Genomic DNA, 18398 nt, shown 5'->3' on the forward strand with positions numbered 1-18398 from the left:
CCTGGTCAAGGACCCTGGTCAGAGCGGGGGGACGGGCGTTGCCGTCGGCTCCGTCCACGTCCGCCTGAGCTCTTCGGGAAGGACGGCGGCGACGTCCTGGGCCTCCTCCGGGACGAAGTCACGCAACGTGTGCAGGACGGCGCCGGTGATGTCACGGGCGCGCCCGCGGTCGATGTGGTCGATCCGCAGCACCGCCTCGATGAACTCGTCCAGATGGCGCAGGCGCGCCAGGGCCCGGCCGCGCCGCCGCGGGGGCACGGTCAGCGCCCGCACGTCCGCGGGCAGATGCGAGGCGACGTGCCGCCGCTCGGCGGCCGGCAGCCGCTCGAAGAACGTCGCCAGCACGGCGTGCACCGCCGGCTGGACGGTCCGCGGCTCGCAGCCCGCCCGCTGCGCGGCGTCGAACAGCCGCCGCAGCATGACGGAGCGGACCGGGACCAGCACACCCTCGGACGGCCGGGTGTCCCCGCGGACGAGCCCCTCGTGCAGCATCGACACGACCCCCTCGACCCCCGAGGTCCGCCAGACCGCCTCCTCGACGGCGATGGTGTCGGCCGCGGTGGCGACATCGCCGTGCAGGATGACCACGTGATCGCGGACGGTCACGTGCACCCGTGGGACGTCGAGCCCGCGCGTGACCGGGCCCAGCCGGGAACGCACCCGGTCGGCGAGGATGTCATCGGCTACCCGCGGGTCGGGACGGCCTCCGGCAAGCCGGTAACGCAGCCCTCGCAGCCATCCCCGCAGGTAGCGGAGCCGACGGGCGGCCCGCTCCCGGACCAGGCCGATCCCACGGCCGATCCTGCGGCTGATCCCGCGGCTGATGCGTCGCGGCCGCGCGAGCAGCCCGGTGGCGACGCCCGTCACGGCTCCCGCCGGCGCGGCGAGCGCTCTCCCGGCATATCTCATCTGCGCACCTCCCGGCGGCTGGTTGCACCAGCGTCCCGGCGGCTGGTTTCACCAGCGTCGGGTACGAGCCGCGGCCGCGCCACCCGATGAGCCGCCGGCCACCGTTTTCCGCCCTTTGCGGCCCGCCGGGCTTCCGCTGGCTTTCCTCCCGGTTTCCGGATGCTTTTTCCCTCTTGTTCCCCGTATTTGCTTCGTGTCGTTCCGTCCTGCCTCGCGTCCCGCTTTCTTCTGTTGCTCTTCCGCTGTTGCTCTTCCGCGGGCTGCCCGCGGGCTGTCGGGCGGAACGGCGCGAACATCCGCCGAAGGCCGGGAGGCGGACCCCGGCGACAAGGCGCAGGCTGGAGATGTGGGTGAATCCCGACCAGCTCCACGGATCCCGGCCAGTAATCGGCCAGGAATCGACAGCGCTACCGGGAACCGACAACAGGGAACTATCGACAAGTAACAGGAAACCATCGACAAAGCGACAGGAAACCGACAGGGAACGAGGAGCAGCCGTGAAAGCGAGTAGCCGTCCGGTACTGATTCGGCGCGAGCACACCGGCCAGGAACGGTCACCGGGGCCGCACGGCCGGCCGTGGTCACAGGAGGGGCGTTCGCGGGCGGCACGGCGGCTGGGCCTGCGGGAGGACGCCGTACGGGTCGAGGAGTACGCCGAGGACGGCGCCTACGTGGTGCGCGCCGAACTCCCCGGCATCGACCCGGACCGGGACGTCGAGGTCACCGTGTCCGACAAGGAGGTGTCGGTGCACGCCGAACGCAGGGAGGAGCGCCGGGAGAAGGCCACCGGCCGCTACCGCTCCGAGTTCCGCTACGGCTCGCTCACCCGTTCGGTCACCCTGCCGCCCGGGGTGAAGAAGGAGGAGGTCGCCGCCACCTACCACAACGGTATCCTCGAGGTCCGGATACCGGTCGCGGGCGGCGAGCCCAAAGCCGTCCGGATGATCAAAATTCGTCACGACTGACGCGCCCTGGGCACACGTCCTGACGCCGGGAGCCGCGGACCGGCGGCCAGCGGCTGGTGGCCACCGGTTGGTGGCCATGGGTCAGCGCAGGGTGCGCAACCAGTTGGTGAGCAGGTGCGCGCCCGCGTCCCCGGACTTCTCCGGGTGGAACTGGGTGGCGTACAGCGGGCCGCGTTCCACCGCCGCGGCAAAGGGCTCGCCGTGCTCGGCCACGGTGTCGCCGGGCGCGGGCTCGGCCGCGTACGAGTGGACGAAGTAGAAGCGGGTGCCCGCGGGCAGGCCGTCGAAGAGCACCGTCCCTTCCGGTGGTACCACGGTGTTCCAGCCCATGTGCGGCAGGACCGGCGCGGCCAGCCGGCGGACCTGCCCGGCGAGCACACCGAGCCCGCGGGTGCGCACACCGTGCTCGTCCCCGAGGGTGTAGAGGACCTGCATCCCCACGCAGATCCCCAGCACCGGACGTCCCTGGGCGACCCGCTCGTGGATGACCGGTGCCGCGCCGGCCGCGTCGATCCCGGCCATGCACGCCGCGTAGGCGCCCACCCCGGGGACCACCAGGGCGTCCGCGGCCCGGGCTGCGGCCAGGTCGGCCGTCACGGTCACGTCCGCGCCGACTCGGGCGAGCGCCCGCTGCGCGCTGCGCAGGTTCCCCGACCCGTAGTCGAGGACGACCACCCGCGGCCCCGTCACCGCGGGCCCCTCCCCGTCACAGCACGCCCTTGGTGGACGGCACGCCGGCTACCCGCCCGTCGAGCGCGACCGCGTCCCGCAGCGCCCGCGCGACCGCCTTGAACTGGGCCTCGACCACATGGTGGGCGTTGCGGCCCGACAGCACCCGCACGTGCAGAGCGATCCGCGCCGACGCGGCGATCGACTCGAAGACGTGCCGGGTCAGCGTCGTGTCGTAGGTGCCGATGAGCTCGATCAGCTCCGGTTCGACGACCACGCAGTACGGACGGCCGGAAAGATCCACCGCGGCCTGCACCAGCGCCTCGTCCAGCGGCACCAGGGCGTCCCCGAAACGCCGGATCCCGGACTTGTCACCGAGCGCCTCGCGCAGCGCGTCACCGAAGGCGATCGCGGTGTCCTCGACCGTGTGGTGGGCGTCGACGTGCAGGTCACCACGGGTGCGGACGGTGAGGTCGAAACCGCCGTGCTTGCCGAGCTGGCTGACCATATGGTCGAAGAACGGCACCCCGGTGAACGACGACGACACACCCGCCCCGTCGAGATCCAGCTCGACGACGACGTGCGACTCCAGGGTCTTGCGCTCGATGCGGGCTGTGCGACCCATCCCTGGTCACTCCTCCCCGAGGTAGGGCAGTTCGACGGTGGGCCTCGCGTCGGTGGACGTCGCGGTGGCAGGCCTTGCGGTAGCGGGCGCCGCGGCTGCGGAGGCCGGATCCGTCGGCGCGGCGGCGGGGGGCGCCAGCGCCGTGGCCCCCTCGGCCAGCAGCGCGCGGGTCGCCGTCAGGAAGGCGTCGACCTCGCCCGCCAGACCGGCGGTGACCCGCAGCCAGCCGGGCAGGCCGACGTCCCGGACGAGCACGCCCGCGTCGAGCAGCCCCTGCCACGCCGCCCGCTGGTCGGTGAACCGGCCGAACAGGACGAAGTTCGCGTCGCTGGGCGCCACCGCGCAGCCGAGCCCGGTCAGCTCGGCCACCAGCCGGTCACGCTGCGCCTTGACCGCCTCGACCGTGGCGAGCAGCTCGTCGGCATGCGCGAGCGCGGTGCGCGCGACCGCCTGCGTGAAGGTCGACAGATGGTACGGCAGGCGCACCAGCTGCAGCGCGTCGACCACCGCCGGGTGCGCGGCAAGGTAGCCGATGCGGGCGCCGGCCAGCGCGAACGCCTTGCTCATCGTCCGGGTGACCACCAGCCGCGGCTGGGACGGCAGCAGGGCCAGCGCGCTGGGGACCCCGGCGCGGCGGAACTCCGCGTACGCCTCGTCCACGACCACGATGCCGGAGCCGGTCTCACCGACCGCCGCGCACGCGGCCAGCACCACCTCCAGCGGCAGCGCGGTGCCGGTGGGGTTGTTCGGCGACGCCAGGAAGACCAGGGACGGCCGGTGCCGGTGGATCGCCGCGGCGACCGCGTCCGGGTCGAGGGTGAAGTCGGGCTCGCGGCGCTCACCGGCCCAGCCGGTCGCGGTCGCCACCGCGATCAGCCGGTGCATCGAATAGGACGGCTCGTACCCCAGCGCGACCCGGCCCGGCCCGCCGAAGGCCTGGCAGAGCTGCTGGAGCACCTCGTTCGACCCGTTCGCCGCCCACACCTGGTCGGTGCGCAGGCCGAAACCGGCGTCCGGGGTCAGGTAGTAGGCCAGGTCGGCGCGCAGCGCCTCGGCCTGGCGGTCCGGATAGCGGTTGGCCTCGGTGGCGGCGAGGGAGGCGGCCTTGCCCAGCGCGTCCACCAGCCCGGCGGACGGCGGGTGCGGGTTCTCGTTGGTGTTGAGCAGCACCGGGACGTCGAGCTGCGGCGCGCCGTAGGGCACCATGCCGCGCAGATCGTCCCGCAGCGGCAGCTCGTCGAGCGTGGGCGAGCGCACCGGGCGGCTACGGCCGGCGGCGGGTGTGGCGGGCCAGCCGGCGACCGCGCCGTCCGACCCTGATCCCCTCGGCGATCCGCCCGCTGGTCCGGTCACCGGCCCGGCTCCGCTCGCCGGCCCGGCTCCGCTCGCCGGTCCCGATCCCGATCCCGATCCTGTTGTGGTCATCGCAGCCGCACCTCCACCGCGTCGACGTGGGCGATGAGATCCTCGGCGCCACCGAGCGCGGCGATCCTGGGCGCCACCTCGGCGAGAGCCTCGCGGTCACACTCCACCACGTGAACCTGCCGTTGGAACGCCGACACCGAAAGCCCACTGCTGTGCCGGGCGGTACCGCCCGTCGGCAGGACGTGGTTCGAGCCGGCGAGATAGTCCCCCAGCGACACCGGCGCCCATGCCCCCACGAACACGGCCCCGGCGTTACGGACCCGGCCGGCGACGGCCGCGGCGTCCACGGTCTGGATCTCCAGATGTTCGGCGGCCCAGGCGTCGACCACCGCCAGGCCCGCGTCGACGTCGTCGACCACCACCGCCGCCCCCTGGCCGGTCAGCGCCGTACGTACCCGCTCCCGATGGCGGGTCACCGCGACCTGCTTGTCGAGTTCGGTCTCGACCGCGTCGAGCAGGTCTCGCGACGGGGTGACCAGCAGGCAGGCGGCCATCGGGTCGTGCTCGGCCTGGGCGATCAGGTCGGCCGCGACGTGGGCGGGGTCCGCGGTGTCGTCGGCGAGGATCGCGACCTCGGTCGGGCCGGCCTCGGCGTCCACGCCGACCAGGCCGTGCAGCAGCCGCTTCGCCGCGGTCACGTAGATGTTGCCCGGCCCGGTCACCACGTCCACCGCCGGGCAGCTGGACGTCCCGTGCGCGAACATCGCGATCGCCTGGGCGCCGCCGGCGGCGTACACCTCCTCCACGCCCAGCAGCGCGGCGGCGGCGAGGACCACCGGATGCGGCAGACCGCCGAACTCCGCCTGCGGCGGCGACGCCAGCGCCAGGGAGGCGACCCCGGCCTCCTGCGCCGGCACGACGTTCATCACCACGCTGCTGGGATAGGCGACCCGCCCGCCCGGCACGTAGAGTCCGACCCGCTGCACCGGGATCCAACGCTCCGTCACCCTGGTGCCCGGGGCCACGTCGATGGTCACCGGTTCGCGGCGCTGGGCGCGGTGCACCAGCCTGGTCCGCCGGATCGCCTCCTCAAGGGCGTCCCGTACCCGCGGGTCGAGGCCGTCCAGCGCGGCGGCCAGCGCGTCCGCGGCAACCCGGACCGAGGGCGGCCGCACCCCGTCGAACCGCTCCCCCGCGTCGAGGACCGCGGCGTCCCCCCGGTCGCGCACGTCGTCGCAGACCGGGCGGACCGCTGCCAGCGCGGCGTCGACGTCCAGCGCGGCGCGGGGCAGCAGCCCGCGCACCCGTGGCGGTGACGGCAGACTTCCACGCAGGTCGAGCGTTCTCAGCACGACGATGAGCGTATCGGTACCCACCCCCGTTCCGTCGATCTCCCGGATCCCAACACCCTCCGCCCCCATCTCGACGGCCCCTCTTCCCATCGGCGGACCTCGTCAGGACCACTGGATACGGTAGGAAGATCTTCCTACCAGGCATTACACTAGGATCATGGGTGTACGCAAGTTGTCGATCTCGGTGCCCTCCGAGGTCGAGAAGGCGATCAAGACAGCGGCCGCGGAAGAAGGCAAGCCGGTATCCGCATGGCTGACCGAGGCCGCCGTCGAGAAAGCCCGCGCAGCCACCCTGCATGCCGCCGGCAGGGCTACCGCACAGGAACTGGTCGCCGAGTACGAAAGCGAACACGGCAAGCTGCCCGAAGAGTTCCGGCAACGCGCCCGCGCATTCCTCGCAGAGGCCGGACTGTTCGACGACGAACCCTGGCAGGCAGCCGGATAATGCGCACGGTTGTTTATGACACCGGCGCGTTACTGGAAGACCCCGTCCCGCGCCCACGCGCGGAACCGGTCGTAGATCGTCGACCAGGAGCCGTAGCGTTCGGGCACGTCCCGCCAGGGGCTACCGGTACGGAACCTCCACATCACCGCGTTGAAACAGCTGCGCAGGTCAGGGATCGGTCCGGACGTCCCCAGCGGGAGATGCGGCTCGATCAACTCCCATTCACCGTCGGTCAGCTCACCACGCGTCATACAGCCGTGCTACCCAGCCGAAGCACCCGAGCGAAGGACGAACACCCCGATTGTGATCCGGACTCAGAACAGGCCCTAGCCGTCGAGCAGCTGTTCGCCGACGCGGGTGCGCCGCGAGGATTTTACACCAACCTCCTGGTTCCCGGCCGCGAGGTCTACCGGGTGATTGAGTCTGATGTCGTTCGGGGCGCATCGCTGACCGGAAGCGACCGGGCCGGGGTCAGCGTCGGTGAGACCGCCGGCCGAAACGTGAAGAAGAGCGTCCTCGAGCTGGGCGGCAGCGACCCGTTCATCGTGCTCGATGACAACAACCTCGACCGCACCGTCGAAGCGGCCCTGATCGGCCGCCTGCACAACATGGGGCAAAGCTGCGTGAGCGCTAAGCGGATGATCGTGATATCCGAGGTATTCGACCGGTTCGTGACCGCGCTGGCCGAACGGATGCTCGAGCTGGTTCCGGGCGACCCCGTTGACGAGGCCACCACGCTGGCACCGGTGTGCTCCGAGCAGGCCGCCCAGACGCTGGTAGACTAGATCCGCGACGCGCTGGACAAGGGAGCGACCGCGGTCGTCGGCGGCGGGCGCGTCGACCACCCCGGAGCGTTCGTGCAAGCCACGGTCCTCGTCGGCGTGACGCCGAAGATGCGCGCCCATCGCGAAGAGCTGTTCGGACCGATCGCGGTCGTCTATCGGGTACAGGACGATGACCAGGCGGTCTCCTTGGCGAACGACTCGCCCTATGGTCTCGGCGGTGCGGTGTTCAGCAGCGACATCTCCCGGGCGCGTGCAGTCGCCAGCCGGATCGAGAGCGGGATGGTGTGGATTAACCATCCGACGTCATCCGAGCCGGAACTGCCCTTCGGCGGCATCAAGCGGTCCGGCTACGGCCGGGAGCTGTCCCACCTCGGCATCAAGGAGTTCGCCAACCGGAAGCTGATCGTGACGATGGGGACGGACGCGCCGATCACCGACGCTCTGGGCTGATGCCCGCTCGGACGGTGTGCCAGCGGTGTGTCGGGGGTGAGGCCGAGTGCGCCGTGAACCTGGACGGCTCCGGTCGACGACGTCGTGCAGCAGGGCGGCACCGCGGGTCTTGACCATCCCGATCTCGAGGCGGGCGGGTGAACCGCGGTCGACGGCCTCCGCGGCGGTGATCAGCGCGGCCCGGTGGGGAAACGCGGTGGACCGGGATCGGCCGTACCGGAGGCGGCGACACCGCCAGATCCTACGAGCTACCAAAATCCGGTAGTGGTGGTTCGGCGGTGCCGTAGGCGGAGTCACCGAGGACCCGCCGGGGGTGTCTATCCGCGGCTGAGTACCGCGCCGCGCCGCCGCGGCCGTCATCCCCGCTGCATCGCGGGCACGTCATGCGTGACAGCGAGGTGGCCCTCGATCAGGTCGACGGTGACGCGGGAGCCGTCGGTGACGTCGCCGGCGACCAGTGCCCGGCCGATCCGGGTCTCGACCTCACGTTGGATGAACCGCCGCAGCGGCCTGGCGCCGAAGACCGGGTCGAACCCCTCGCGGGCGATGAACAACCGGGCCGGCTCGGTGATCTCCAGGGTGATCCGGCGGTCCACGAGCCGCCGGCGCAGGTCCTCGACGAGCAGGTCGACGACCTGTTCGATTTCGGCCAGGGTCAGCGGCTTGAACAGGACGATCTCATCGAGCCGGTTGAGGAACTCCGGGCGGAATCGTTCCCGCAGGTCGGCCATCACCCGGGCCCGGGCCTCGGGTTCGATCTCGCCGTCGGGCGTCACCGCGTCCATCAGCCACTGCGAGCCGATGTTCGACGTCATAATGATCACCGTATTGGTGAAGTTCACGGTTCGGCCCCGCGCGTCGGTCAGCCGGCCGTCGTCGAGGACCTGCAGGAGCGTGTTGAACACATCCGGATGCGCCTTCTCGATCTCGTCGAAGAGGACCACGGAGTACGGCTTGCGACGCACCGCCTCGGTGAGCTGGCCGCCCTCCTCGTAACCGACATAGCCCGGAGGAGAGCCGATCAGCCGGCTGACCGTGTGGCGCTCCTGGTACTCGCTCATGTCGATGCGGATCATCGCCTCCTCGGCGTCGAACAGCGCCTCGGAGAGCGTGCGTGCGAGCTCGGTCTTCCCCACGCCGGTCGGTCCCAGGAAGATGAACGACCCGACCGGGCGCCGGGGGTCCTTGATACCAGAGCGCGCGCGGATGACGGCGTCCGCCACCAGGCTGACGGCCTCGTCCTGGCCGACCACCCGCTGGTGCAGGATGTCGTCGAGGCGCAGCAGCTTCTCGCGCTCGCCCTCGACGAGCCGGGTGACGGGGATGCCGGTCCAGCGGGAGACGATGTCGGCGATCTCCTCCTCGGTCACCAGTTCACGCAGCAGCGGTTGCCCGTGCTGGCGGCCGGCCAGACGTTCCTCCTCGGCGGCCAGCCGGCGTTCCAGTTCCGGGAGTTGGCCGTGGCGCAGCTCGGCGGCGGTGTTGAGGTCGTAGGCACGCTCGGCTTCGTCTGCGCGCCGGCGGACGTGCTCGATCTCCTCGCGCAGCTCCTGGACCTTGCGGATGGCCTGCCGTTCTGACTCCCACTGTGCGCGCATCGCGTCGGCCTCCGCGCGCAGGTCGGCGAGTTCCTTGCGGAGCTGGTCGAGCCGGGCGACGCTGGCCGGGTCGTTCTCCTTTGCCAGCGCGGCCTCCTCGATCTCCAGCCGGGTGACCTTGCGGGTGATCTCGTCGAGCGCGGTGGGCATCGAGTCGATGTCGGTGCGGAGCATGGCGCACGCCTCGTCGACGAGGTCGATCGCCTTGTCGGGCAGGAACCGGTCGGAGATGTAGCGGTGCGACAGCACCGCCGCCGAGACCAGCGCACCGTCCTGGATCCGCACGCCGTGGAAGATCTCGAACCGTTCGCGCAGTCCGCGCAGGATCGAGATCGTGTCCTCCACCGTCGGTTCGTCGACCAGCACCGGCTGGAAGCGGCGTTCGAAGGCGGCGTCCGCCTCGATGTGCTTGCGGTACTCCTCGACGGTGGTGGCGCCGATGAGGTGCAGTTCGCCGCGGGCGAGCATCGGCTTGAGCATGTTCCCGGCGTCCATCGACCCCTCGGCCGCGCCGGCGCCGACGACGGTGTGCAGCTCGTCGACGAACAGCAGGATCCGGCCTTCGCCCGCCTTGACCTCGCTCAGAACCGCCTTGAGTCGCTCCTCGAACTCGCCCCGGTACTTGGCTCCGGCGACCAGCGCCGCCAGGTCGAGCTGGAACACCGTCCGGTCGCGCAGTCCCTCAGGTACGTCGCCCCGGTGGATGCGCTGGGCGAGGCCCTCGACGATCGCCGTCTTGCCGACCCCGGGGTCGCCGAGCAGCACCGGATTGTTCTTCGTCTTGCGGGAGAGGATCTGCACGACCCGGCGGATCTCGGAATCGCGGCCGATGACCGGGTCGAGCCGGTCGTCGCGGGCTTCCGCGACCAGGTCGCGGCCGTACTTCTCGAGCGCCTCGTAGGTGGCCTCGGGGTTCGCGGACGTCACCCTCTGGTTCCCGCGGACCTCGGTCAGCGCGGTGAGCAGCTTCTCCCTGGTGAGGCCGTTGTGGGCGAGGATCCGGCCGGCGGCGCTGGACTGTCCCTCGTCGACGAGGGCGAGGAGGAGGTGCTCGACCGACACGTACTCGTCCTTGAGCCGACCGGCCTCCCTGCTGGCGGCGTCCAGCAGGCGGGACAGCCGCTGGGTCACATACACCTCGCCGGGTCGCACGCCGGGTCCGGACACCTTGGGCCGGCGCCGCAGTTCGTTCTCGACCACTTCGGCGACCGCGGCCGGATCTCCGCCCGAGGCGATCAGCAGGCGGCGCACCAGTCCCTCGGGTGGTTCCATCAGCGCGGCCAGCAGGTGCTCGCCGTCCACCTCGGCATGGCCGAGGCGCACCGTTCGAGCTTGCGCGGCGTCAAGAGCCTCGCGGGACTTCTCGGTCAGCTTGTTCATGTCCATGGATGCACCTCGCCTCGGGCGGGTCGGGCACGGAGGAGCCGTTCGAGTTCGTCGATCCGGTCGAGCAGGTCGAGCACGACCCCGGTCGCCGTGTAGGTGATGCCGAGGTCGCGGCGCAGCCGTTCGATCCGGCCGGCGCGTGCCACCGCCGTCACCGCGAGTGTGTAGTGGCCGGCGGGGTCGATCTCCGCGTCGAGGAGACCCAGCGTCACCAGCCGTCGGACGAGGTCGGGATGCAGGTGCGCCGCGACACAGAACGCGTCGAGGTCGAGGCCCTGAGTACGGGCGCTAGCGCGCACGAGCAGCGTCGTCATGACCTCTCCCTGGGGTTGAAGGACGAGACCTCCGCGAGCTCGCGGAACAGCTCCGTCTCCCGCGCAGTGGGGTTGGCCGGGACCATGATTCGGGCGTGCGCGTAGAGGTCGCCGGCGCGGTCACCGCGCCTCGAACCACGCGCCGAGCGGGGCAGGCCCTTGCCGCGCAGGCGGAGCTTGCGGCCGGTGGAACTGCCGGGCGGGACGGTGACGATCACCTGCTCGCCGTCCGGGATGGTGATGGCGACCTTCGTGCCAAGCACGCCCTCCCACGGCGCGAGGGGCAGATCGGTGTGCACGTCCCGGCCTTCGACCCGGAATCGGGGGCCGGGCGCCAGCCGCACCACGAGGTAGAGGTCGCCCGGATCCCCGCCGTCCCGGCCGCGCCCGCCCTGGCCCGCGAGCCGCAGCCGCTGCCCGTGCATCACTCCGGGCGGGATGGTGACCTGGACCTCGCGGGGTCCGGTCGGGCCCGCCAGGGTGACGCTGCGCCGACCGCCTCGGTAGGCCTCGGCGAGGGTGACCTCGATCTCGGCTTCCTGGTCGGCACCGGACACCGGTCCCGCCCGGCCTCGGCCGCGGAAGAATCCGCCGCCCATACCGCCGAACAGGTCCTCGAAGTCGAACCCCTCGAACCCCTCGAACCGGAAACCCGGGCCACCGGCGCCGGCACGCGCCCCGCCACCCGCGCCTGCCCATCGTTCGGCGCCTTCGGGCATCCGGCGGAAATCTCCGCCGAACCGGTCGTAGCGCGCCCGGGTGTCGGGATCGGAGAGCACGTCATACGCCTCCGACAGGTCCTTGAACCGCTCCTCGGCCCCAGGATCGGAGTTGACGTCGGGGTGGTACTGGCGGGCGAGTTTCCGGTACGCCCGCTGGATCGCGTCAGCGTCGGCGTTCCGAGGGACCCCGAGGATCTCGTAGAAGTCCTCGCTGGCCCGATTCGTGGTCCGGCCGCTGCTCATGTCACGATGCTTCCGGCTCGGTATCCGGTCCGGGTCCCATTCCTGGTTCTGACCCGGTATCCTGCCTTGGCCCGTTATTCGATCTTGCTCCGCTGTTCGGTTTCGGTCCGGCGCTCACGGCCACGGACGCGGGACGCAGTACGCGGCCGTCGGCCTGGTAGCCCGGCCGGAGCACCTCCACGACGGTGCCCGCCGGGGGCGGACGGGACGTTGAGCCGCTGTCGACGACGGCGCCGACCTCGTGACGGGTCGGGTCGAAGGCGCCGGTCTCGTCGTCGAGTCGAGTGACCCCGGAGTTCCGCAGCGCGCCCAGAGCGAGCTGGCGTACCCCGCGTACCCCGTCGACGAGCGAGTCGGGGTCGGCGTCCGTGTGCGAGAGGGCGAGCTCGAGGTGATCCAGCACCGGCACCCACGCGAGAACCACACGATCCCGCTCGGCTGCCTTCGCGGCGCCGATCTCGCGTCCGGTCCGCCGACGGTAGTTGTCGAAGTCGGCGAGAGTCCGCAGGTGGCTGGCCTGGCACTGCTCGAGTTTCGCGGCGAGGTCGGGTGCCGGGGTGGTCTCGGGCCGCTCGGCATCCGATCGGTTCTCACCCATCGTCATGGGTGGTGAAGTCGGCGTCGATGACGTCGTCCCCACCGGCCGAGGTCTCGCCCGGTCCACCGGCTCCAGCTCCGCCGCTGGCCGTCGATGCCGCCTCGCGCTGCGCGACAGCCGGAAGGCCGTAGAGGACCTGCTGGAGATCGTTGATGATCGGCCGGACGCGGTCGACGTCGGCGTGCTCCTCCAGCGCGCGGCGAGCGTCGGCGATGAGCTGTTCGGCGCGGGCCTTCTCGTGCACGGGGACCTGGTCGCCGAGTTCGGTGAGCCGCTGCTCGACCTGGTAGGCGATCGTGTCGAGTTGGTTGCGGGCGTCGGCGTTCTCGCGCAGCCGGGTGTCCTCGGCCCGGTTGCGCTCGGCGTCAGCGACCATGCGCTGGATCTCGTCCTGCGGCAGGTTGGTGTTGTCCGAGATGGTGATCCGCTGTTCGGCGCCGGTGCCCTTGTCCTTCGCGGTGACGTTGAGGATGCCGTTGGCGTCGATGTCGTAGGTGACGTCGACCTGTGCCTGGCCGCGCGGGGCGGGTCGGATGCCCTCGAGCCGGAACCGGCCCAGCGTCCGGTTGTCGGCGGCCATCTCACGTTCGCCCTGGAGCACCACGACGTCGACGGCCGACTGGTTGTCCTCCGCCGTCGAGAACGTCTCGCTCCGGCGCGCGGGGATGGTGGTGTTGCGCTCGATCACCTTCGTGCTCACGCCGCCGAGCGTCTCCACGCCGAGGGAGAGCGGGGTGACGTCCAGCAGCAGCACGTCGGAGACCTCGCCCTTGATGACCGCGGCCTGGATGCCGGCGCCGACGGCGACGACCTCGTCCGGGTTGACCGTCATGTTGGGTTCCTTGCCGGCGGTCAGCCGGCGCACCAGGGCCTGCACGGCCGGCATGCGGGTGGCGCCGCCGACGAGGATCACCTCGTCGAGGTCCTGCTCGGAGACCTTCGCGTCCGCCATCGCCTGGCGCAGCGGCGGCAGGCACCGCTCGAGCAGATCGGCCGTGATCTTCTCGAACTGCGAGCGAGTGATGGTGGTGTTGAGGTGTCTCGGGCCGTTCGCGTCGGCGGTGATGAACGGCAGGTTGACCTGGGTCTGGGAGACGGACGAAAGCTCGACCTTCGCCTTCTCGGCGGCTTCGAAGAGCCGCTGCAGTGCCTGCGGATCGTTGCGCAGGTCGATGCCGGTCTGGTTCTTGAAATCGTCGGCAAGGAAGTCGACCAGGCGGCGGTCCCAGTCGTTGCCGCCGAGATGGGTGTCGCCGGCGGTGGCGCGCACCTCGACGATCCCGTCGCCCACGTCGAGGACGGAGACGTCGAAGGTGCCGCCGCCCAGGTCGAAGACCAGTACGGTCTCGTGCGACCTCTTGTCCATCCCGTAGGCCAGCGCGGCGGCGGTGGGCTCGTTGATGATGCGCAGTACGTCCAGGCCGGCGATCCGGCCGGCGTCCTTGGTCGACTGCCGTTGCGCGTCGTTGAAGTAAGCCGGCACCGTGATCACGGCTTCGGTGACCTTTTCGCCGAGGAACTTGGCGGCGTCGTCGGCCAGTTTCCGGAGCACCATCGCCGAGATCTCCTCGGGGGCGTACTCGCGCCCGCGAACGAAGATCCGTACTGCGTCTTCCTTCCCGGCGGTGATGTCGTACGTGACTGTCTTCAGCTCGCTGGTGACCTCGCTGTACCGGCGGCCGATGAATCGCTTGGCCGCGGTGATCGTGCCTTTGGGATTGAGAACCGCCTGACGGCGGGCGAGTTCACCCACCAGCCGCTCGCCGCTCTCCGTGAAAGCAACGACCGAAGGCGTCGTGCGCGAGCCCTCAATATTGGGGATAACTGTCGGCTGGCCACCCTCGACGACGGCGATGACCGAGTTCGTAGTACCCAGGTCTATTCCTACTACCTTACCCACGATGACCTCCCGGTGGGAGCCTTCTGATGGAAGTGGCGGGGCCCCGGCAGTCCTCACGACCACGCTAGGACCGGCCGGACGAAGACCGCAACACGCCGCCACCCGGCGAACCAGTGCAAGACGGCGGAGCAGAGGCCGACACGTCCGCACGACGCGCCACCGCGCGTGCCGGGCCGACGGACGATCAATGTCAGCTCCGGCCGCTCCCGGCGGACGAGAGCCGGCCGAACTCGGTCTGCGCCAGGAGCCGGGCCGCCTCGTCCGCCACGTCGGCATCGACGAGCAGGTCGTAGCGATCGGCACTCAGCGCCGACACGGAGACGAAATCCCGCCGGCCCCGGCTGAACGCGTACATCAGCAGGCCCATCAGAGCACCGAGGATTGCGCCGAAGATGGCTCCGTAGAGCGCGAGCAGCGCCGCTGCCTGGACAGGATTGATCCAGTTGAACAGGCCGAAGATCCAGCCGATCAGCGCGCCCGTGACGGCACCAGCGAGCGCCGACCGGCCTGCCGCGGACGCCCAGGTCAGCCGGCCCGTGACCTTCTCGATCGTGTGCAGGTCGCGGCCGACGATGGCGGTCCTCTCCACCGGGAAGTGAAGGTCGGCAAGTCGATCGACGGCCCGTTCGGCATCGGCGTAGGTACTGAAGGTGGCGACCACTTTCTGCGACCCGACCGTGCGGCCGATCCCGGCCGCCCGGTCCGTCCCCCGCTCGCTCCGAGCATCATCGAGGCGCGGGTCACCGTGGTGGAGAACCCCTGCTCGAGGAGCACCGGCTCCAAGGTCATTCGATCGTGAGCCGCGGGCACCGTCCTCATCTGTCGCGAAATCGCCATCACCATGTGACATATCGATCGCCCCCACCCGACGTGGGTCGTGGTTGCACCACCGCGCAAAGCATCCAAGATGTCTCCCCGAACGACGCGGTCGTTCTCAGAGACTGCCCGCGTGCCGGATACCCAACCGAGTGCGCCCGAGATCCCCGGGGGCCGCGAGAACTGGCTCGTGTGCCTTGCGTACCAGGCATGGGGATAGATCATTGACCTGCTCCGCCACTTCGAGCACCAGATCACGCTGCCCGGAGACGTCGACCCCGAATCGGTGACGGCGAGCCTGGACAGCGGGGTGCTGGCCGTCCGGCTGGCGAAGGCCCGCAGCAGCCAGCCCCGCCACATCGAGATCTCCGGGCCCTCGGCGAGGCAGAGCGGCCGGACGATCGATGACGCCTCGGGCCCGGGCTGACCTGACCACGCCTTCCCTTCCTCGCGTGCCTTCCCCCAGGTGTTCAAGGGAGGTTCACAAGAGGCTTAGTACTGCAACGGCACTTGGTGGCAGGGTGTGCGCTGCTCGGGTGTTGTACATGACGTGAACGATGTTGATGTGGGGATGTGGCGGGACGAGCTTGACCGGGTATGTGAACGGGTCGGTGGCCGGTTCGCCCGGGCTGAGCCCCGAGCGCGGATGCGCCGGTATCTGGAGGGGCTGCTCTCCGAGCTGGAGCGCAAGAACGGCTGGACCATTGCCGAGCATGCCGAGGAGGTGTCGCCGGACGGGATGCAGCGGCTGCTGCGGACCGCCGACTGGGATGTCGACGCGGCCCGCGACGACGTCCGCGACTACCTGGTCGAACACCTCGGGACCCCGCAGGCGGTGCTGGTCATCGACGACACCGGGTTCATCAAGAAAGGAGCCTGCTCGGCAGGGGTGCAGCGGCAGTACACCGGCACGTCGGGCAAGAAGGACAACTGCCAGGTCGGGGTGTTCGCCGCCTACGTCACTGCGGACGGGCACGCGCTGATCGACCGGGAGCTGTACCTGCCCGAGTCGTGGACCTTGGATCGTGCCCGGTGTCGGGCCGCCGGGATCCCCGACACGGCCGAGATGACCACCAAGCCCCGTATCGCAATCACCATGCTGCAGCGGGTGCTCGACGCCGGGGTGCCGTGGGCCTGGTTCACCGCCGACGAGATCTACGGGCAGGTCAAGTACCTGCGGGTGTGGCTGGAGGAGCACGACCTGTTCCACGTGGTGGCCACCCGCCGCGACGACGACGTCCTGGCCCAGGGGTACGGCTATGGCCGCGCCGACCAGGTGGTGGCCGCGCTGCCGGCCCGGGCATGGCGACGGATCTCATGTGGCGACGGCGCGCACGGCCCCCGGGTCTACGACTGGGCGCGCGTGGCGATCCGGATCGGCTGGCGGCCCGGCCGCGGGCACTGGCTGCTGGCCCGCCGCTCGGTCCGCGACCCCGACAAGATCGCCTACTACATCTGCTACGGCCCACGCTCCACCGGCCTGGCCGAGCTGGCCCGGGTCGCCGGCGCGCGGTGGCCGGTGGAGGAATGCTTCCAACAGGCGAAGAACGAGACCGGCCTGGACGACTATCAGGCCCGCACCTGGTGCGGCTGGTACGCGCACACCACCCTGTCCATGCTGGCCCTGGCCTGGCTCGCGGTGATGCGAGCACAGGCTCAAAAGGGGGCGCCGCTGGCGGCGGCGACGGCGAACTGATCCCGCTGACCGTGCCCGAGATCGGGCACCTGTACGCCGCCCTGCTCACCCCGCTGTCCCCCGACGAACAGGCCGTCGGGTACTGGTCAGACTGGCGCCGCCACCGCCAGTGGCAAGCCCGCCGAAGCCACTACAAGCGCTACGGCCACGACTGGCCACAAGTGCCGTTGCAGTACTAACCAAATGACCGAACTCAGATTCGAGGTCGACCGCATACGGAGCCGCCAGCCGCGCGCCGGCCGCCACCGTGCGCGCCTTCTCCGTCACCGCGTCTGGGCCGACCAGGAAGTCGGCTGGCTCCGAGGTACCAAGAACAATTATGGGTGGGCGTTGCGTGCCTCGGTGACGGCATCCACCACGTCGGACGCGGTCACCGTGCCTCGCGCCGCGATGGAGCGGGCCTTGCTCGGCGGCCTCCTCCGTGGTCAGCATGACCGCCTCCTCCTCGAGCAGAAGACGGACATACGCCTGCAGGGACTGCCCAGTTCGTCCGATCATCTGGCGGACCGCCCGTCAACTTGTCGGTGGCTTGCGGCAGACCGCGGGATCGTGGCCATACCCGCTGCCGCACGAGACCTCGGGGCGCGAGGCTCCCACGCGAAGGTCGCTGACGCCGACCCCGTCGGGCCGGTTTCCGCCGCCGCGGCGGCCGTGCTCGCCGCGGTTCCGGGCTGGTGGGCGGCCCGCGCCCGCGAGGCCGGCCTGTCGGGCAGGTGGCTGGACGTGACGTCCGCCGTCGCCGCCACACCACCGGCCCTTCCCCGCGAAACCAGCCCGGATCCCTCCATCACGGCCCCGACGTCGAGCGAGGGCCTGGGGGCCGCGTACGCGGCCGCTCTCCCACCAGAGGTCCGGGCACGGCACGGCAGGCATTACACCCCACCCAGGCTCGCCGGGCACCTGTGGACGATGACCAGGCAGGCCCTCGGCCACCCGATCCGCGTGACAAGACTGCCGGGCCTCGTCCGGGACCGCGCGTGCGGCGCCGGCGCCCTCCTCCTCCTCCCGGCGTTGCGCGAACACGTGCGTGCTTCCGCGCGGACGGACCCTCAACTGACCCGACCTCGGCGCTCCTCCGCAGAGGATCCTCCGTCCTGTATCCGCCACCGTCGCGAGAGTGCAAGACTACGGTCGATGACGTAGAGCGTCGCCGCTAGCGAAGATCACTAATCGGGTCGAGAGCTACTGACACGGTCTGCCTCTCCCGAGTGGGTTCTCTGTGAGCGCGGATGAGAGTAGATTGGACAACGCGCGGATGGTCGTCTGCTGTCGGAAACGGCGGCACCCGCAGAAGGCGGCTTCAGCCGGCCGACGCGCCTACAGGGCCGCCGCCCACGGGTAGGCGGCTCCTGTCGTTTCGTTCCAAGGGTGGACCTTGAGGCCGTAGGACGTGATCGGCCGACCAGGTCAGCGGTAGAGCCGAGGCGCCAACTCTCGCAGATACCGATCCTCGGTGTTGCCGTACTGGTCCTGCTCGAAGGCGGGGAAGGTCGCAGACGCGGCCATGTCAGCCAACTGAAGACCCTCGACCCGGCTCGGTGCGGTGACGGTAAAGGGGGG

The 18398-nt window shown here is 70.7% G+C and carries 16 protein-coding genes and 1 pseudogene; 5 read left to right on the forward strand and 12 right to left on the reverse strand.

Features of this window, described 5'->3' with window-relative positions; translation table 11 throughout:
- Positions 1-18: 18 nt before the first annotated feature.
- Positions 19-909 carry a DUF2267 domain-containing protein gene (locus AC5LSR_RS11470; protein WP_493465005.1) on the reverse strand — a complete coding sequence of 297 codons (891 nt, stop codon included), beginning with the start codon at positions 907-909 and terminating at the stop codon, positions 19-21.
- Positions 910-1406: 497 nt separating this feature from the next.
- Between AC5LSR_RS11470 and AC5LSR_RS11475 the strand changes: the two genes are divergently transcribed.
- Positions 1407-1874, forward strand: a complete 468-nt coding sequence (locus AC5LSR_RS11475) for an Hsp20/alpha crystallin family protein (protein ID WP_250282225.1) — start codon at positions 1407-1409, stop codon at positions 1872-1874.
- 81 nt (positions 1875-1955) lie between these two features.
- On the opposite strand, the gene hisH is transcribed toward AC5LSR_RS11475, so the two are convergent.
- The 4 genes from hisH to hisD are packed head-to-tail and all read right to left on the reverse strand — an operon-like array spanning position 1956 to position 5885.
- A complete protein-coding gene (gene hisH / locus AC5LSR_RS11480) occupies positions 1956-2564 on the reverse strand; it encodes an imidazole glycerol phosphate synthase subunit HisH (protein WP_250282224.1) in 609 nt (202 codons plus the stop codon).
- A gap of 16 nt (positions 2565-2580) precedes the next feature.
- Entirely contained in the window at positions 2581-3168 is a 588-nt protein-coding gene (gene hisB / locus AC5LSR_RS11485; protein WP_013873786.1) for an imidazoleglycerol-phosphate dehydratase HisB, read from the reverse strand.
- Between the two features lie 6 nt (positions 3169-3174).
- A complete protein-coding gene (locus AC5LSR_RS11490) occupies positions 3175-4593 on the reverse strand; it encodes a histidinol-phosphate transaminase (RefSeq protein ID WP_250282223.1) in 1419 nt (472 codons plus the stop codon).
- Positions 4590-5885 (reverse strand): histidinol dehydrogenase, encoded by a 1296-nt coding sequence (gene hisD, locus AC5LSR_RS11495; RefSeq protein ID WP_250282234.1) that lies wholly within the window; start codon positions 5883-5885, stop codon positions 4590-4592. Before hisD ends, AC5LSR_RS11490 begins: the two co-directional genes overlap by 4 nt.
- Positions 5886-6042: 157 nt before the next feature.
- Between hisD and AC5LSR_RS11500 the strand changes: the two genes are divergently transcribed.
- Positions 6043-6330, forward strand: a complete 288-nt coding sequence (locus tag AC5LSR_RS11500) for a hypothetical protein (protein ID WP_250282222.1) — start codon at positions 6043-6045, stop codon at positions 6328-6330.
- Positions 6331-6359: 29 nt separating this feature from the next.
- On the opposite strand, the gene AC5LSR_RS11505 is transcribed toward AC5LSR_RS11500, so the two are convergent.
- Positions 6360-6581: a transposase gene (locus tag AC5LSR_RS11505; RefSeq protein WP_250282221.1), complete on the reverse strand. Its 222-nt coding sequence runs from the start codon at positions 6579-6581 to the stop codon at positions 6360-6362.
- A gap of 6 nt (positions 6582-6587) precedes the next feature.
- On the opposite strand from AC5LSR_RS11505, the pseudogene AC5LSR_RS11510 reads away from it, so the two are divergent.
- A pseudogene (locus tag AC5LSR_RS11510) lies at positions 6588-7565 on the forward strand (aldehyde dehydrogenase family protein).
- 356 nt (positions 7566-7921) lie between these two features.
- Here the strand turns inward: AC5LSR_RS11510 and clpB are convergent.
- From clpB to AC5LSR_RS11540, 6 genes are all read right to left on the reverse strand, one after another.
- Positions 7922-10549, reverse strand: a complete 2628-nt coding sequence (gene clpB, locus AC5LSR_RS11515; RefSeq protein ID WP_250282219.1) for an ATP-dependent chaperone ClpB — start codon at positions 10547-10549, stop codon at positions 7922-7924.
- A complete protein-coding gene (locus AC5LSR_RS11520; protein ID WP_250282217.1) occupies positions 10540-10863 on the reverse strand; it encodes a chaperone modulator CbpM in 324 nt (107 codons plus the stop codon). Before AC5LSR_RS11520 ends, clpB begins: the two co-directional genes overlap by 10 nt.
- A complete protein-coding gene (locus AC5LSR_RS11525; RefSeq protein WP_250282216.1) occupies positions 10860-11828 on the reverse strand; it encodes a DnaJ C-terminal domain-containing protein in 969 nt (322 codons plus the stop codon). Before AC5LSR_RS11525 ends, AC5LSR_RS11520 begins: the two co-directional genes overlap by 4 nt.
- Before the next feature lies 1 nt (position 11829).
- Positions 11830-12432 carry a nucleotide exchange factor GrpE gene (locus tag AC5LSR_RS11530; protein WP_250282215.1) on the reverse strand — a complete coding sequence of 201 codons (603 nt, stop codon included), beginning with the start codon at positions 12430-12432 and terminating at the stop codon, positions 11830-11832.
- Entirely contained in the window at positions 12419-14326 is a 1908-nt protein-coding gene (gene dnaK / locus AC5LSR_RS11535) for a molecular chaperone DnaK (RefSeq protein WP_250282214.1), read from the reverse strand. Before dnaK ends, AC5LSR_RS11530 begins: the two co-directional genes overlap by 14 nt.
- A 190-nt stretch (positions 14327-14516) precedes the next feature.
- Positions 14517-14987, reverse strand: coding sequence for a YflT domain-containing protein (locus tag AC5LSR_RS11540; protein ID WP_250282213.1), 471 nt, complete (start codon positions 14985-14987; stop codon positions 14517-14519).
- 384 nt (positions 14988-15371) lie between these two features.
- Here AC5LSR_RS11540 and AC5LSR_RS11545 point away from each other — a divergent pair, with 384 nt between their 5' ends.
- Positions 15372-15569: an Hsp20/alpha crystallin family protein gene (locus AC5LSR_RS11545; protein ID WP_445548392.1), complete on the forward strand. Its 198-nt coding sequence runs from the start codon at positions 15372-15374 to the stop codon at positions 15567-15569.
- 144 nt (positions 15570-15713) lie between these two features.
- Positions 15714-16838, forward strand: a complete 1125-nt coding sequence (locus tag AC5LSR_RS11550; protein ID WP_493465008.1) for an IS701 family transposase — start codon at positions 15714-15716, stop codon at positions 16836-16838.
- Positions 16839-18398: the final 1560 nt, after the last annotated feature.

The organism is Protofrankia sp. CiP1_Cm_nod4, from assembly GCF_982290645.1.